The 15,829-nt window shown below is 71.8% G+C and carries 13 protein-coding genes; 6 read left to right on the top strand and 7 right to left on the bottom strand.

Annotated features, from left to right (window positions below; translation table 11 throughout):
• Positions 1 to 5: 5 nt before the first annotated feature.
• From AB0469_RS27380 to AB0469_RS27360, 5 genes are all read left to right on the top strand, one after another.
• Complete coding sequence (locus tag AB0469_RS27380; protein WP_366454111.1) at positions 6 to 518, top strand: R3H domain-containing nucleic acid-binding protein; 513 nt, start codon at positions 6 to 8, stop codon at positions 516 to 518.
• 116 nt (positions 519 to 634) lie between these two features.
• On the top strand, positions 635 to 1,351 hold the full coding sequence (rsmG, locus tag AB0469_RS27375) for a 16S rRNA (guanine(527)-N(7))-methyltransferase RsmG (protein ID WP_042810509.1): 717 nt from the start codon (positions 635 to 637) through the stop codon (positions 1,349 to 1,351).
• Positions 1,352 to 1,606: 255 nt separating this feature from the next.
• Entirely contained in the window at positions 1,607 to 2,728 is a 1,122-nt protein-coding gene (locus AB0469_RS27370) for a ParA family protein (RefSeq protein WP_366454110.1), read from the top strand.
• Positions 2,725 to 3,828 (top strand): ParB/RepB/Spo0J family partition protein, encoded by a 1,104-nt coding sequence (locus AB0469_RS27365; protein WP_366454109.1) that lies wholly within the window; start codon positions 2,725 to 2,727, stop codon positions 3,826 to 3,828. Before AB0469_RS27370 ends, AB0469_RS27365 begins: the two co-directional genes overlap by 4 nt.
• 83 nt (positions 3,829 to 3,911) lie before the next feature.
• Complete coding sequence (locus tag AB0469_RS27360; RefSeq protein WP_366454108.1) at positions 3,912 to 4,535, top strand: GNAT family N-acetyltransferase; 624 nt, start codon at positions 3,912 to 3,914, stop codon at positions 4,533 to 4,535.
• Positions 4,536 to 4,622: 87 nt separating this feature from the next.
• On the opposite strand, the gene trxA is transcribed toward AB0469_RS27360, so the two are convergent.
• The 7 genes from trxA to AB0469_RS27325 all read right to left on the bottom strand — a co-directional run bounded on the left by trxA (position 4,623) and on the right by AB0469_RS27325 (position 14,124).
• Positions 4,623 to 4,961 carry a thioredoxin gene (trxA, locus tag AB0469_RS27355; RefSeq protein WP_042810505.1) on the bottom strand — a complete coding sequence of 113 codons (339 nt, stop codon included), beginning with the start codon at positions 4,959 to 4,961 and terminating at the stop codon, positions 4,623 to 4,625.
• 49 nt (positions 4,962 to 5,010) lie between these two features.
• On the bottom strand, positions 5,011 to 5,970 hold the full coding sequence (gene trxB / locus AB0469_RS27350; RefSeq protein ID WP_366454107.1) for a thioredoxin-disulfide reductase: 960 nt from the start codon (positions 5,968 to 5,970) through the stop codon (positions 5,011 to 5,013).
• A 146-nt stretch (positions 5,971 to 6,116) separates the two neighbouring features.
• The gene (locus AB0469_RS27345; protein ID WP_366454106.1) at positions 6,117 to 7,076 is read right to left on the bottom strand and encodes a zf-HC2 domain-containing protein; all 960 of its coding nucleotides are present in this window, start codon (positions 7,074 to 7,076) and stop codon (positions 6,117 to 6,119) included.
• A complete protein-coding gene (gene sigM / locus AB0469_RS27340; RefSeq protein WP_366454105.1) occupies positions 7,073 to 7,774 on the bottom strand; it encodes an RNA polymerase sigma factor SigM in 702 nt (233 codons plus the stop codon). The genes AB0469_RS27345 and sigM overlap by 4 nt, the downstream gene beginning before the upstream one ends.
• A 25-nt stretch (positions 7,775 to 7,799) precedes the next feature.
• On the bottom strand, positions 7,800 to 9,518 hold the full coding sequence (locus AB0469_RS27335) for a protein kinase family protein (RefSeq protein WP_366454103.1): 1,719 nt from the start codon (positions 9,516 to 9,518) through the stop codon (positions 7,800 to 7,802).
• Between the two features lie 117 nt (positions 9,519 to 9,635).
• On the bottom strand, positions 9,636 to 11,810 hold the full coding sequence (gene murJ / locus AB0469_RS27330; RefSeq protein WP_366454101.1) for a murein biosynthesis integral membrane protein MurJ: 2,175 nt from the start codon (positions 11,808 to 11,810) through the stop codon (positions 9,636 to 9,638).
• A 46-nt stretch (positions 11,811 to 11,856) separates the two neighbouring features.
• Positions 11,857 to 14,124: a DUF6049 family protein gene (locus tag AB0469_RS27325; protein WP_366454100.1), complete on the bottom strand. Its 2,268-nt coding sequence runs from the start codon at positions 14,122 to 14,124 to the stop codon at positions 11,857 to 11,859.
• A 196-nt stretch (positions 14,125 to 14,320) separates the two neighbouring features.
• Between AB0469_RS27325 and AB0469_RS27320 the strand changes: the two genes are divergently transcribed.
• Entirely contained in the window at positions 14,321 to 15,772 is a 1,452-nt protein-coding gene (locus AB0469_RS27320; protein WP_366454099.1) for a CCA tRNA nucleotidyltransferase, read from the top strand.
• Positions 15,773 to 15,829 lie beyond the last annotated feature (57 nt).

The following is a 15,829-nucleotide window of genomic DNA, read 5'->3' as shown; positions in this document are numbered from 1 at the left end:
CTCCCGTGACGGAAGGCACCACCACCGCCGCCGCTGAGAGTGGCGACACCCTCACCCGCCTCGAGCAGGAGGGCGAGATCGCGGCCGACTACCTCGAGGGTCTGCTGGACATCGCCGACCTGGACGGCGACATCGACATGGACGTCGAGGCCGACCGCGCCTCGGTGTCGATCGTCAGCGACTCGAGCAGCCGCGACCTGCAGAAGCTCGTGGGCCGCGACGGTGAGGTCCTGGAGGCCCTCCAGGAGCTGACCCGCCTCGCGGTGCACCGGGAGACCGGGGACCGCAGCCGGCTGATGCTGGACATCGCGGGCTTCCGGGCGAAGAAGCGTGCGGAGCTGGCGGCCCTGGGCGCCCAGGCCGCGGCGGACGTGAAGGCCTCGGGCGAGCCGCTGAAGCTGGCTCCGATGACCCCGTTCGAGCGCAAGGTCGTCCACGACGCCGTGGCGGCCGCCGGTCTTAAGAGCGAGTCCGAGGGCGAGGAGCCGCAGCGCTTCGTCGTTGTGCTTCCGGCCTGACCCGGAATGGTGTGAGTCGGCCCCGCCTGTGTCGCAGGCGGGGCCGATGTTTGTAAGCCTGGCAGTTGAACGACCACGGTTTGACGTGAGCGGTTCTGTACGGAAGGACGGTCCCCGTGACGGAGGCAGCGGAGCTTCCCCCGGCGCCTGAAGAGGCGCGCGCGGTGTTCGGTGAGTTTTTCCCGGAAGCTGTGCGGTATGCGGAGCTGCTCGCGGACGCGGGCGTCAAACGAGGCCTCATCGGGCCCCGTGAGGTTCCCCGGCTGTGGGAGCGGCACCTGCTGAACTGCGCGGTGCTCTCCGAGGTGGTGCCCGCCGGCGTCACCGTGTGCGACGTGGGCTCGGGCGCCGGTCTGCCCGGTATCCCGCTGGCCCTGGTCCGGCGGGACCTGAAGATCACCCTGCTGGAGCCGCTGCTGCGCCGGACGACCTTCCTCCAGGAGGCCGTCGAGCTGCTGGGTCTGGACCATGTCACGGTGGTGCGCGGCCGGGCCGAGGAAGTGCTCGGCAAGGTCCAGCCGGTGCACGTGGTGACGGCGCGCGCGGTGGCCCCGCTGGACCGGCTGGCGGGCTGGGGCGTGCCGCTGCTGCGTCCCTACGGCGAGATGCTCGCGCTCAAGGGCGACACGGCCGAGGAGGAGCTGGTCTCGGCGAAGGTGGCCCTCAGCAAGCTGGGTGTGGTGAAGACCTCAGTGCTCCAGGTCGGCGAGGGCGTGGTCGATCCCCTGTCCACGGTGGTCCGGGTGGAGGTCGGGGAGAGCCCCGGCGGGGTGCGTTTCGCGGCCAAGCGGGCGAAGGCCGCGCGGGTCGGCCGGACGCGCAGGCGTCGTTGATCTTCGTACCGTAGGTGCGTTTTGGGGCGGGTTGGGCCCTATAGGTATGGATTTCGGAGTGTCGTAGAGGGCTGAAGACTCCGTCCCGGCATCGTGTTTCACGTGAAACATCGCTCTCTGCTGCACGGAATCATCAGCCGCGGCCGGGCTGCTGCCGCCCCCCGTCCCCGCCAGGACGCGGGGGTGACGGAGCTGTCCACAACGGCGGATTCATCCACAGGAGCACGGGCCCCGCTGGTTCGCGACCCGGGTGGCATGGCAGGCTCTGTTCATCGCGAGCCCGCTGCCGAGGAGAGTGACACCGTGCGGTCCGACGCCAACCTCGCGGGGCCGATGACCGATCCGGTCCCCGGTCCCCGCTCTGAACCGCCAGGCGATGTCGTTTCGCCCGAGGCGCCCCCGGTGGTGGCCGGGGGAGAGACGTCGTTGCCCCTGGTGGACAACGACTCCGAGGACACCCCCATCGAGCGCGCCGCGCAGCTGGCGGTGGAGTCCCTCGGGCGTTCCGGAGTCCCGCTGCCCCGGCCGGCGCAGACGCGGATCATGGTGGTCGCCAACCAGAAGGGCGGCGTGGGCAAGACCACGACGACCGTGAACCTGGCGGCTTCCCTGGCCCAGCACGGTGCCCGCGTCCTCGTCATCGACCTGGACCCGCAGGGCAACGCCTCCACGGCGCTCGGGATCGACCACCACGCGGACGTGCCCTCCATCTACGACGTGCTCGTGGACAGCCGGCCGCTGCTGGAGGTCGTCCAGCCGGTGGTGGACGTGGAGGGCCTCTTCTGCGCCCCCGCCACCATCGACCTCGCGGGTGCGGAGATCGAGCTGGTGTCCCTGGTGGCCCGCGAGAGCCGACTCCAGCGCGCGATCCAGGCGTACGAGCAGCCGCTCGACTACATCCTGATCGACTGCCCGCCGTCCCTGGGCCTGCTGACCGTGAACGCCCTCGTGGCGGGCGCGGAGGTGCTGATCCCGATCCAGTGCGAGTACTACGCGCTGGAGGGGCTGGGCCAGCTCCTGCGCAACGTCGACCTGGTCCGGGCGCACCTGAACCCGACCCTGCACGTGTCCACGATCCTGCTGACGATGTACGACGGCAGGACCCGGCTCGCCTCACAGGTGGCGGAGGAGGTGCGCACCCACTTCGGCGAGGAGGTGCTGCGCACGAGCATCCCGCGGTCGGTGCGCATCTCGGAGGCCCCGAGCTACGGGCAGACGGTCCTCACGTACGACCCGGGTTCCAGCGGTGCCCTCTCCTACCGGGAGGCGGCGCGGGAGATCGCGCTCCGGGGAGCCGGAATCCATTACGACGCCCCGAGCGCCCCCATGGGCGCGGGCATGAACAGCACGCAGAGTATGGCGGAGGGGATCCAGTGAGCGAGCGACGTAGGGGTCTGGGGCGGGGGCTCGGCGCGCTGATCCCGGCCGCTCCCCAGGAGAAGACGCCGGTGACGGGTGGCGGGTCCACGTCTCCTTCGGCGGTGCCGGTGCTGACGTCGGAGCGGGGCGTCGCTGCGGCGAAGCTCGCCGTGCTGGCGCAGCCCGATGTTCCACGGGGTGCGTCGGCCCCGGGCGAGCCGGCGGCCGTGCCCGCCCCGGCCCGGCCGGCGGCGGAGGAGGTGGCGGGGGCGACGTTCGCGGAACTCCCGCTGGACGCCATCACGCCCAACCCGCGCCAGCCGCGCAATATGGAGCACCTCGACGAGGACGCGCTCGCCGAGCTGGTGACCTCGATCCAGACGGTGGGTCTCCTCCAGCCCGTGGTGGTCCGGGAGACCGGGCCCGGGCGCTATGAACTGATCATGGGTGAGCGGCGCTTCCGCGCCTGCGGTCAGGCGGGGCTGGAGCGGATCCCGGCGATCATCCGGGCGACGGACGACGACAAGCTCCTGCTGGACGCCCTCCTGGAAAACCTGCACCGGGTCCAGCTGAACCCGCTGGAGGAGGCTGCCGCCTACGACCAGCTGCTGCGGGAGTTCAACTGCACGCACGACCAGCTGGCGGACCGGATCGGGCGCTCGCGTCCGCAGGTCACCAACACCCTGCGGCTGCTGCGGCTCACGCCGGAGGTGCAGAAGAAGGTGGCCGCCGGCGTGCTGCTGGCGGGTCACGCGCGGGCCCTGCTGGGCGTGGAGAACGGCGAGGAGCAGTTCCGTCTGGCCCAGCGGATCGTGGCCGAGGGCCTGTCGGTGCGTTCGGTCGAGGAGATCGTGCAGCTGATGGGCTCCGAGCCGTCGGGCACCGCGACCACCGTGAAGCCCAAGGGCCCGCGGGCCGGCGGCCGGGTGTCGCCGGCGCTCAGCGAGCTGGCGACGCGCCTGTCGGACCGGTTCGAGACGCGGGTGAAGGTGGATCTGGGCCAGAAGAAGGGCAAGATCACCGTCGAGTTCGCGTCGATGGAGGACCTGGAGCGGATCCTGGGGACCCTGGCGCCGGGCGAGGGCCGGGTGCTGGAGCAGGGCCTCTCCGGGGAGTAGCCCCTCGTCTCCGGTTGTCCCCGCTGCCCCCTGCTTCTCGAGCCACCCTCGAAGAAGCAGGGGGCAGTGGTTACGATGCCGTCATGGGTCGTCGGCTCGTACCGCTCACGCTGGACAACCTCCGGGACCTGCCCAGGCGTTGCCGGGGCTGCGTGTTCTGGGAGCTGGATCCCGTCACCGGCGAGGCCGCCGTGAAGGCGGGCACCGCGGAGCTGGAGAAGGAGGCCTGGATCTCCGCCGTCCTCCTGGACTGGGGCTCCTGCGGCCGGGTGGTCTATGTGGACGAGGTCCCGGTCGGGTTCGTCCTCTACGCGCCGCCCGCCTATGTCCCGCGTGCCGCCTCGTTCCCGACGAGTCCGGTCTCGCCCGACGCGGTGCAGCTGATCACCGCCTGGATCATGCCGGGATATCAGGGGCAGGGCCTGGGGCGGGTGATGGTCCAGACGGTGGCCAAGGACCTGCTGCGGCGGGGGTTCAAGGCGATCGAGGCCTTCGGTGACGCCCGCTGGGAGCGGCCCGCGTGCCTGCTGCCAGCCGAGCATCTGCTGTCGGTCGGCTTCAAGACCGTCCGTCCCCATCCGGCCCATCCGCGGCTGCGGCTGGAGCTGCGCACGACGCTGTCGTGGAAGGAAGACGTGGAGATGGCCCTGGACCGGCTGCTGGGCGGGGCGAGGGCGCGGAAGGAACCGGTGCTGCGGCCCTTGTGAGGACCGCCGGTCACGAGAACGGGGCCGCCCCTCAGGAGGGGCGGCCCCGTTCTTCATAGGCTCCCCGGCTGTCGCCGGGGCCGGCTCTTAGGCCTTGACCTGGATGAAGCCGTCCAGGTCGCGCAGGATGGCGGCCTTCGGCTTGGCGCCGACGATGGTCTTGGCGACCTCGCCGCCCTGGTAGACGTTCAGCGTCGGGATGGACATGACGCCGTACTTGGCCGCCGTGGCCGGGTTCTGGTCGATGTTGAGCTTGACGATCTCGATCTGGTCGCCGTACTCGGCCGCGATCGCCTCCAGCGACGGGGCGATCTGGCGGCACGGGCCGCACCACTCGGCCCAGAAGTCCACGAGCACGGGCTTGTCGCTGCCCAGGACCTCGGCGTCGAAGTCGGCGTCAGTCACGTTCTTGAGGGTGCCGGCCACAGCGGCCTCCTTCTTTCCTGCGGGTGGGGTGTAGGGGGGTGGTGCGGGGTCAGACGGTCGCGGCGGCGGGCTCGGCGTCCGAGAGGGCAGCCAGGAAGCGCTCCGCGTCGAGAGCGGCGGAGCAGCCGGTGCCGGCGGCGGTGATCGCCTGGCGGTAGGTGTGGTCCACGACGTCGCCGGCGCCGAAGACACCGGTGACGTTGGTGCGCGTCGAGGGGGCGTCGACCTTCAGGTAGCCCTCGTCGTCCAGGTCGAGCTGGCCGGTGAACAGCTCGGTGCGCGGGTCGTGTCCGACGGCGATGAACAGGCCGGTGACGGGGAGCTCGGAGGTCTCGCCGGTCTTGGTGTTGCGCAGGGTCAGACCGGAGAGCTTCTGCTCGCCGTGGATCTCGGCGACCTCGCTGTCCCAGGCGAAGCTGATCTTCGGGTCGGCGAAGGCGCGGTCCTGCATGGCCTTGGAGGCGCGGAGGGTGTCACGGCGGTGGACGATCGTGACGGACTTGGCGAACCGGGAGAGGAAGGTCGCCTCCTCCATCGCGGTGTCGCCGCCGCCGACCACGGCGATGTCCTGGTCCTTGAAGAAGAATCCGTCGCAGGTCGCGCACCAGGAGACGCCGCGTCCGGAGAGCGCGTCCTCGTTGGGCAGGCCGAGCTTGCGGTGCTGGGAGCCCGTGGTGACGATGACGGCCTTGGCGCGGTGGACCGTGCCGGCCGTGTCGGTGACGGTCTTGATCTCACCGGTGAGGTCCACGGAGACGACGTCGTCCGGGACCAGCTCCGCGCCGAAGCGCTCGGCCTGCGCACGCATGTTGTCCATGAGGTCCGGGCCCATGATGCCCTCGCGGAAGCCGGGGAAGTTCTCGACCTCGGTGGTGTTCATCAGCGCGCCGCCGGCGGTGACGGCACCCTCGAAGACCAGGGGGTTGAGCGAAGCGCGTGCGGTGTACAGGGCGGCCGTGTAACCGGCCGGCCCGGAGCCGATGATGATCACGTTTCGTACGTCGCTCACGGGTTCTTTCCTCGTCTCTGCGGACTTCGTGCTGCCTACCGGGGGCCGGTGCGGACTCTCACCCCACCCAACGGATCCTACGGCGCGTGCATTCCCCGGCCGTCACCTCTGCCTCGGAATCTGCCGGGCGCCGCACGCGAAGTCCTTCAGCTGCGGGGATAGGTCTGTGTGAGGAGCGGCTTTTCCAGGGTCGCCGAAGGGGCGTCCGCGCAACCGGAGGCCACGAGGTAGGCGTCCACCAGGGCGGGGTCCTGGGCATGGGGCAGGACGACGAGGTAGACCGGTGTGCCCTGGTACCGGCCCGGTTCGGCGGCGAGGGGGGCCTCGGTGCGGCCGGTGGCCCGCTGGACGCACGCAGGGACCGCGACCTGGGCCGGCTCCGGCGAGCCCGGCCGTTCGGCGGGGGCGAGCCCGGGAGAGGGGTCGTCCAGCTGCATCGTCCGGTTGGTGTCCCCGGGGGCCGTCTGGGGAGCGTTCGCGGCGGGGCCGGCGGCGAGGAGCCGGTGGACGTTCTGCCGGAGCCCCTGGGCGGTGTACTCGCCGGGGGCGGCCGAGCCGGCGGCCCGCACGGCGTTGTTGCTCGTGGTGGTGTCGTGGGCGCCGGTTCCGGTGAGCCCGTTGAAGAGGAGGACGCCGAGTGCGCAGGCGGCCGCCCCGGCCAGGCCGGCGAGGACGGCGATCCGGCGGCGGGCGCGGCGACGGCCGGGCCCGGTTGAGCCGGACGGGTGACCGGCCGGCCGGCGGGCCCCGGTCCGGCCCGGGGCGCCGGGCGTTGTTTCACGTGAAACATCGTCCGCGGCGCGCGGTTCGGGGGTGGAGGGGGCCTCGGCCCGGGACGCGGTGGAGTCGAGCAGGGCCTCGGCGGCGAGGGCCGCGTCGATGCGCCCGGCGATGTCGGAGGGCATCCGCGGCGGTCCGGGCAGGGTGCCCAGCAGGGAGCGGATCTCCTCCAGGGAGGCCAGGACGTCGGCGCACAGGGCGCAGTCCGCGAGGTGGCGGCGGACCTCGGCGGTGCGGGAGGGGGAGAGGAGTCCTTCGGTCAGGTCGGAGATCTCCGAGACCTCCGGGTGCCGGATCGTGCCGGCGGTGCCGGTTGTCGGGGTCACGGTCGTCCACCTCCGCCCTTCACAGGGTCTGGGTCCGGTTCGGGATGCCTGGGGTCTGCCGCAGATGGGACGGGTGCCCCCGGCGTCCGGTTCCTTGCCCGCTCGGTGGCGGTGTTATCCCCGGCATTCGTGCGCAGATGAGTGAGGAGTGGGAGGAGTTTCGCCCGGCCGCGCGCGCACCGGCTCTTGACCGTTCCGACGGGGACGTCGAGGACGGCGGCGGCCTCGGCGACGGGGTATCCCTGCATGTCGACGAGGACGAGGGCGGCCCGCTGGTCGGCCGGGAGGGTGGCGAGGGCGGCCAGGAGCTGGCGGTGGAGGTCCTGCCGTTCGGCGGGGGCCTCGGCGGACTCGTGGGGCTCCAGGAGGCGCTCCAGGCGGTCCGTGTCGTCGAGGGGCGCGGTCCGGCGGGAGGCGGCCCTGCGTGCGCGGTCCAGGCAGGCGTTGACGGTGATCCGGTGCAGCCAGGTGGTCACCGCGGAGTCGCCGCGGAAGGTGTGGGCGGCCCGGTAGGCGGAGACCAGGGCGTCCTGGACGGCGTCGGCCGCCTCCTCCCGGTCGCCGAGGGTCCGCAGGGCGACGGCCCACAGCCGGTCGCGGTGCCGCCGCACCAGCTCACCGAAGGCCTCCGGATCGCCGGCGACGTGCAGGGCCAGGAGTTCCTGGTCGCTGCGGTCGCCGGCTGCGGCTTCGTCCAACGGTGAGCCCCTCCCCTGCCGTGCGTCAGCCCTTGAACTTCACGTCCGTGATGCCCTGCTTGTAGCCGGCGCCGCTGTAGTCGTCGTAGCCCGCGTACGGCATCTCGGTGATCCACAGGAGCACGTAGCGCGTCTTGACGGGCTTGTCCGTGGTCAGCTTGGCGCTGTTGACCTTGGTGGTCGTGGCCGTGATCTTCTTCATCGACGAGAGCTTGGCCTTGGGCTGCAGACCGTCGACCGCGTACAGCGTCAGGGTGGTGTGGTCGCCCGGGTGCCTGAGCCCTATCGAGGCTTCGCTGACCTCCTGCTCGGAGCCGAGGTCGTAGACGATCCCGACGCCTTCCTTGATCACGATCTTCGGGCCGTCGGAGAAGCTCTTGGTCCGCCAGTAGCTGGAGGTGTCCCCGTCGTACGTCTTGCCGACGTCGGCGGCGTTCTGCGGGACGCCGTCCGGGGCGTACTCCTTCGCGTCCCTGATGGCGAGCGGAGCGGGGTCCTTCTTCTCCGGGGCGGGGCCCTGCTGCTGCTGGGGCTGGGTGGTCTCGTTGTTGTTCTGCTTGTTGTGGTCCAGGAGGGCGTCGGCGAGCTGCCAGCTGCCCAGGCCCAGGGCGGCGATCAGGAGGGCGGCGACGCCCCACTTGAGGGCGCGGCCCGTACGGCTCTGCAGCGGCGGCGGCGGGGGCACCGGGACCGAGATCGGCGCCGTGGGCATGCCGACGGGAGCCGGGCGGCCGTAGCTGCCCTGCTGGTACGTGGTGTGCTGGTACTCCGGCGGCGCCGTGAAGGCGGGCTCCGGTGGCTTGATGCGCGGCATCGCCGCGACGGCCTTGGCCAGCTCCTCCGGGGTGGTGCAGGCCGGCTCCTGGCGGGAGGCGGTGGCCCCGTCGTTGGCGAGGGCGCGCATGGCGAGCTCGCCGAGGCCCCGGTGGACGCCGGCGCGGACCTGGTCGGGGGCGAGCAGGCCGACGCCCTTGGGCAGGCCGCGCAGGCCGTAGGCGTCGTTCTCGTACGGCCAGCGCTGGGTGAGGGCGGCGTACAGCAGCGCGCCGATGGCCTCGGTGTCCGCCCGCTGCGGGGTGTCGCTGGTGATGCCGCGCAGGGCGGCGTTCACGGCGAGGCCGCGGATGCGGTACTGGCCCGTGGAGGTCCGCAGTATCGCGCTCGGGGTCAGGCGCAGGTGGGCCAGGCCCTCGCGGTGGGCGGCGGCCATGGCCTGGGACACCTGGCTGACCAGCTGGTAGGCCTCGTGGGGCTCCAGCGTGCCGGCGGCCAGGACGGCCGTGAGCTCGGTGGCGTCCGGCAGCCACTCGTGGACGACGTAGACGAGGTCGTTCTCCTCGACGGCGTCGAGGACCTGGACGAACCGGGGGTCGCCGAGCAGGGCGGAGGAGCGGGCCGCCGCCAGGACGGTGCGGGCCCGGGGGTGGTCGGCGGGCAGCAGGTGGACCCCGACGGCGCGGCGCAGCTTCTCGTCCATCGCGCGCCAGCTGCTGAATCCGTCCAGACGGGTGACGCACTCCTCGAGGCGGTAGCGCCGCGCGAGCTTGTGGCCGCTGTGGAGTTCGGGCGCGGCCACGGGTGCCGCGCTTCTGCGTTCGCCGTCCTTCTCGGGCATGGGCTCGTCCGCGGCTCGTCCGTTCTGGGTGTCCACCCCGTCGGCCGTGGCCTTGGCCGCCTCAGCGGCCAGCGGCTGATCGCCGCTGTTGTCGGCCACGTCGACGGCAGCTGTGCTACGTTCCGCCACCGTCGTCCCTGCCTCCCCATCCGTTGCACGCTGTCGGCCAGTCTGCGAAGCCATGCCAATTGTGCCCACAGTCCGGCGCTATGCACGACACACGATCGGGCCCGACGGTTGTGCGCATCAGCGACCCAGTCGGCCGCGGACCATTCCGACCATGGAGTTGAGCTCTTCGATGCGCATGCGCTTGGCGGCGAGGAGGAACACGGCCCCCAGCGCGACGCCTCCGGCGACCAGGGCGGCGAGGGAACCCAGGGCTCCGCTGCCCAGGACCTGCATGACCCCGTAGGCGGCGGCGCCCGCGACCACGGCGGCCGGGACGCACGCGCCGATCAGGCGGGTGTAGGTGCGCATCACGTGGGCGCCGTCGAGGTCGCCGCCGAGGCGGGACTTGAGGCGGCGCCAGGCCACGCCGACGCCGACCACGTAGCCGAGCCCGTAGGCGGCGGCCATGCCCACCACGGCCCAGCGGGCGGGCAGGAGGAAGTAGGCGAGGGCCGAGACGCCGGCGTTGACGGCCGCGACGATGACGGTGTTGTAGAAGGGGGTCCGGGTGTCCTCGTAGGCGTAGAACCCGCGCAGGACCACGTACTGGACGGAGTACGGGATCAGGCCGAGGCCGAAGGCCATCAGGACGTAGCCGATGTTCACGGCGTCCTTGCCGGCGCTGGCGTAGAGCAGGGTGGCCATCGGGACGCCGAGCGCGAGGAACGCGAAGGCGCAGGGCACGATGGCGACGGCCGAGGTGCGCAGGCCGTAGGAGATGTCGTCGCGGACCGCGGCGGCGTCGCCGTCGTGGGCCGAGCGGGAGATGCGCGGCAGGACGGCCGTCATGACGGAGACGGTGATGATGGCCTGCGGCATCTGCCACAGCAGCAGTGCGTAGTTGTAGGCGGTGATGCCGGTACCGCCGTGGCCCAGCTTCTCGGCGGCCGTGCCGGCCGCGGTGGCGAGCTGGGTGACGACGACGAGGCCGATCTGGTTGGCGAGGACGAAGAAGAACGTCCACTTGGCCAGGCCGGCCGCCTTGCCGAGGCCGTGGCCCTTCCAGTCGAAGCGCAGGCGCATCCTGAAGCCGGCGTCACGCAGATAGGGCAGCATCGCGAGGGACTGGACGGCGAGTCCGAGCAGGGTGCCGATGCCCAGGAGGCGGACGCCCTCGGGGGTGATGCTCGCCTCGGAGACCCCGGAGGCGGTGAACCCGCCGAAGGCCCAGATGAAGGCGCCGAAGGTGGCGATGACGACGATGTTGTTGAGGACCGGGGTCCACATCATCGCGCCGAACCGGCCGCGGGCGTTGAGGATCTGACCGAGCACCACGTGCACGCCCATGAAGAACATCGTGGGCAGGCAGTAGTGGGCGAAGGCCACCGCGACGTCGAGGCGCTTGGGATCGCCGGCGATGGTCGGCGACATCAGGCGGATGAAGAGCGGGGCCGCGAGGACGCAGATGGTGGTGACCGCGCCGAGCAGGGTGATGACGAGGGTGAGCAGACGGTTGGCGTAGGCCTCGCCGCCGTCGTCGTCGTTCTTCATGGCGCGCACGAGCTGCGGGATGAAGACCGCGTTGAGGGCGCCGCCGCCGACGAGGACGTAGATCATCGTCGGCAGGGTGTTGGCGACCTGGTAGGAGTCGTTGAGGGTGGCGACGCCGATGGCGCCCGCGATGACCAGGGTGCGGGCGAAGCCGGTGATGCGGGAGACGATCGTGCCGGCCGCCATCAGGGCGCTGGACTTGAGCAGGCTGGACGCCTTCCCGGCGGGCTTGCTCGGTGCCGGGGCCGCGACCGGGGCCTCCTCGACGGGGGCGCCGGGGGCGGCCTGCTGGTCGCGGTAGAGGTGCGTGAAGGCGTCGGGCTCGGGCTGCTCGTCCGAGGCGCTGGTCACGAGCGAGTCCACGCCGACGAACTGCGTCGTCGCGGCGTGGTCGCCGTACGGCAGGTGGCGGGACGGGCCGTCCGGCTCGGGCGGCGGGGTCTGGGCCCAGACGCGCGGGTCGGGGCCGTGCGAGGGCGCCTGGGGCGCGGCGTACAGCGGACCCGGCTCCTGGTAGGTGCCCGGCGGCGGCGGGGGGTGCGAGGCGCGGTCGTAGAGGACCTCGGCGACGGGGTCCTGGGCCGACAGGTCCTGCGACCGGTACGGGTCGCGGTCGTAGGCGTCCTGGACGTACGGGTCGTGCTCCGGCGCGGGCGCGGGCGGCGGAACCTGCCCGGGCACCGGAGTGCCGGGGGCAGTGCCCTGGGCGGGCCCAGGCCCGCCCGCGCCCTGCGCGCGGTCACCGTCGTACGGCGCGTTCATCGCAACCCCACCTCATCGTCCCCAGGCCGACCGGCCACGGCATCGCTCAACGGTCCACTGTCTCACCCGTTCCGGACCCCTCTGTGCTTTGCGGTCCGGTGTCCGCGGTCCCGTCACTCGGCTGCGTGCTCTCCTCGGCGGCCGCCCGGGCGGCGACCCGCTTGCGGCTGGCGTACATCTTGATGCCCGCCAGGACCAGGAGGAGCACACCGCCGGCGATGACGAGCATGACGGTGGGGGTGATCTCGGTGGCCTCGACGGTGAACTTGCGTTCCTTGCCGTACGGCACGCCGTCCTTGGTGAACAGACGTGCGGTGACCTCGACCGGACCACTCGCGGTGGCGTTGGCGGTGAACTTTACCGTCTGGCTGTGGCCGCCCTGAACGGTGACTTCCTGTTCCGATTCGCCGCTGTCGCCGAACATCAGGCGGGTCGGGTTCGCGGACTTCACCCTCAGTACAAGGTTGTGTACGTCCTGGACGAGGCTGTTCTGGACGCTGACCGGGATCGTCGCGCTATGTCCGGACAAGGTGGCGTCGGACTTGGGGATGACCTTGACCTTGTCGGTCAGCCCGAGCAGGTAGGACTGGACCTCGTCGCGGTAGCGGTCGGCCTCCTCGGGGCGGCCGCGCCAGGACGTGGACATCTCCCGGTTGGTGGTGTTGCCGAAGGGGATCTCGACCCGGTCCGGTGCCGTGAGGATGACCTTGAACCGGTCGAGGGTGTTCTGGGTGGTGCGGATCTTCTCGAACGCCGACACCGGGAGCTCCTGGCGGCTCAGGGCTTCGGGGTACTGGCCCGCGCCGGGGACCTGGGTGGCGGCTCCGGGGTCGGGCTTGGCGGCGGCCGCCGCCTCCAGGTCGGAGGGCTGGGTCCAGCGTGCGGCCTGCAGCCCGCGCAGGGCGGTGGCCATCGACTCCGCCTGGGTGGTGGAGGGCCGGCGCTGGGGCGCGACCACGTAGCTGCGGGGTTCGTCACCGCGCTGGAGGTTGAGCGCCAGGCTGTGGGCGAGGAACCGCTGCACGGCGAGCGTGGAGTTCCCGGCGCTCGCCATGTCGCCCTCGAAGGCGGTGGACAGGTCGGCGTCGGCGACCACGGCCGTGGTTCCCGCTCCGATGGGACGGGCGGCGCTCGGGGTGTAGCCGAGGGCGCCGGTCTCCTGGAGGCTGTCGCTGCGGGTCAGCACGTTGTGGGCGCCGGCCGAGGTGGCGACGTTCACGATCGACGGGTCGATCGCGCCGTCCACGGGCCAGGAGAAGTCGGTGGAGGGGGTGACGTGCAGCACCGTCTCGACGGCCTGCTTCGCCTTGTCGGTGGCGGGCCGCAGCTGGCCCAGCGTGCCGGAGACGTCCTTGCCGTGGTGGGCGAGGGAGGCGATGTCGGGGTCGGCGAACGGCAGGGCGACGACCTTCTTGCCCTGTACGGCGCTCTCCAGGGAGCTCAGCCACTGCTCGGCCACGGCCTTGTTCCGGCCCTGGACGGGCTTGCCGTCCGGGTCGGCGCTGCGCACCCGGTAGCCCTTGGTCATCGCGTCCACGGTGGCCAGGAGATCGGGGTCGATGACCCAGGTGACGGGCAGGTCCCTGCCGAGCGAGACCATCCGCTCCAGACGTCCGCCCGGCCGCAGCTCGTCGGCCAGGGAGTCGTCCTTGAAGACCGGGGTCTGGACCTCGTCCGAGCCGGTTTCGGCGGTGACGCGGGTCGTGGAGACCAGAGGCCAGACGTAGGTGAGGGAGGACCGCTTGGCGGCCGGGTCCGGCTGCCAGGGCAGGAAGGTCCGCTGGATGCCGAGCACCTGCTCGGACGGGCGGCTGTCGGTGGTCCCGGACACGGAGACGCCCAGCTGGTAGACGCCGTCGGCACCCAGGTCCAGCTTGTTCACCGGCACCTTGATCGTGAAGGGCTGAGCGACCTTCGAGGGCAGGGAGTCGATCTTCGCGGCGAAGGCCGGGTCGATCTCCCCCGGGTCCACCCCGGGGCGGAAGCCCTTGCGGTCCGCCACCTCGTCGATGGCCGACCGGTCGCCCACCATGGGGCCGACCCGCAGCCCGACGTGGGCTCCCTTGATCGTCTCGCGGCCGTTGTTGACCACGGACCCCTGGATGGTCAGCGTGTCGCTCTTGACCGGGGCGCTCGGCGACACCTCGGAAAGCTGCACGTCGACGGGGGAATCGGCGGCCTGCGCGGCGGGGGCGGGGGCGTAGACGAGGGCAGCCAGCACCGGCGTCCCGCTCAGCAGGACGACCGCCCGCCGCAGCCATCGGCGCCGGGCGGGGGCGGGGGCCGCCCCCTGGATGTCTGCCGCCTCGGCCACGCGCTCACCAGTCCCTCGAAGTGTCAGTGGTCGTCGGTTCTGCGTCCTCGCATGGTAACGAGGCGCGCTGTGCGCGAGTGCCGCGCCTTGCTCCACAAGATCGGTTCCGGATCCGTTCCGGTTCCCGGGCCGGAGCGCCGCTCGCCGGGCGAAACCGGGCGGCCCCGGCCGGGCGGGCCACGTACCCTTTTCTGTTGTGCCGAACGCCAATGAAGACAACCCCAGTGCCCTGAGTCAGGTGCAGCGCCGCGCGGTCAGTGAACTGCTGCGGGTCGCTCCCGTCGCCGACGAGCTCGGCCGCCGGTTCCAGGAGGCGGGCTTCCGCCTCGCCCTGGTCGGCGGGTCCGTACGCGACGCGCTGCTCGGGCGTCTCGGCAACGACCTCGACTTCACCACCGACGCGCGTCCGCAGGACGTACTGAAGATCGTGCGGCCGTGGGCCGACTCGGTCTGGGACGTCGGCATCGCCTTCGGAACGGTCGGCGCCCAGAAGGAGGGCTTCCAGATCGAGGTGACGACGTACCGCTCCGAGGCGTACGACCGTACCTCCCGCAAGCCCGAGGTCTCCTACGGCGACTCGATCGAGGAGGACCTGGTCCGCCGGGACTTCGCGGTCAACGCCATGGCGCTGGCCCTCCCGGAGCAGGAGTTCGTCGACCCGCACGGCGGCCTGGAAGACCTGGCCTCCGGCGTGCTGCGGACGCCCGGGACCCCGGAGGACTCCTTCTCCGACGACCCGCTGCGCATGCTGCGCGCGGCCCGGTTCGCGGCACAGCTGGACTTCGAGGTCGCCCCCGAGGTGGTGGCGGCCATGAAGGCGATGGCCGACCGGATCGAGATCGTCTCGGCGGAGCGGGTGCAGGCCGAGCTGAACAAGCTCCTGCTCTCCGCCCACCCCCGCAAGGGCCTGGCCCTCCTGGTGGACACCGGTCTCGCCGACCGGGTCCTGCCGGAGCTGCCCGCGCTGCGGCTGGAGAGTGACGAACACCACCGGCACAAGGACGTCTACGACCACTCGCTGATCGTCCTGGAGCAGGCGATGGCGCTGGAGGAGGACGGCCCGGACCTGGTCCTGCGCCTCGCCGCCCTGCTGCACGACATCGGCAAGCCCCGCACGCGCCGCTTCGAGAGCGACGGCCGGGTCTCCTTCCACCACCACGAGGTGGTGGGCGCGAAGATGACCAAGAAGCGCATGACGGCGCTGAAGTACTCGAACGACATGGTCAAGGACGTGTCCCGGCTGGTGGAGCTGCACCTGCGCTTCCACGGCTACGGGGACGGCGAGTGGACCGACTCGGCGGTGCGGCGCTACGTCCGTGACGCGGGGCCGCTCCTGGACCGGCTGCACAAGCTGACCCGGTCCGACTGCACCACCCGCAACAAGCGCAAGGCCAACGCGCTCTCCCGCACCTACGACGGGCTGGAGGAGCGGATCGCGCAGCTCCAGGAGCAGGAGGAGCTGGACGCGATCCGCCCGGACCTGAACGGCAACGAGATCCAGCAGATCCTGGAGATCGCCCCGGGGCCGGCGGTGGGCAAGGCCTACGCCTTCCTGCTGGACCTGAGGCTGGAGAACGGCCCGATGGAGCGCGAGGCGGCGGTGGCGGCCCTCAGGCAGTGGTGGGCCGAGCAGGCTCCCCAGGGCTGACGGTCGCCGGGCGGGGTCGATGTTTCACGTGAAACACAGGGACTGTTTCACGTGAAA

The sequence above is a fragment of the Streptomyces sp. NPDC093801 genome, assembly GCF_040701585.1.
In the GTDB taxonomy this organism is placed as follows: Bacteria; Actinomycetota; Actinomycetes; order Streptomycetales; family Streptomycetaceae; genus Streptomyces.
This window is presented reverse-complemented; position numbering and strand designations above follow the sequence as displayed.

Excerpts from the sequence above, each read along its gene's own strand:
- murJ (WP_366454101.1), bottom strand. The coding sequence starts at position 11,810 with ATGAACGCGCCGTACGACGGTGACCGCGCGCAGGGCGCGGGCGGGCCT.
- AB0469_RS27360 (WP_366454108.1), top strand. The coding sequence starts at position 3,912 with ATGGGTCGTCGGCTCGTACCGCTCACGCTGGACAACCTCCGGGACCTG.
- AB0469_RS27370 (WP_366454110.1), top strand. The coding sequence starts at position 1,607 with ATGGCAGGCTCTGTTCATCGCGAGCCCGCTGCCGAGGAGAGTGACACC.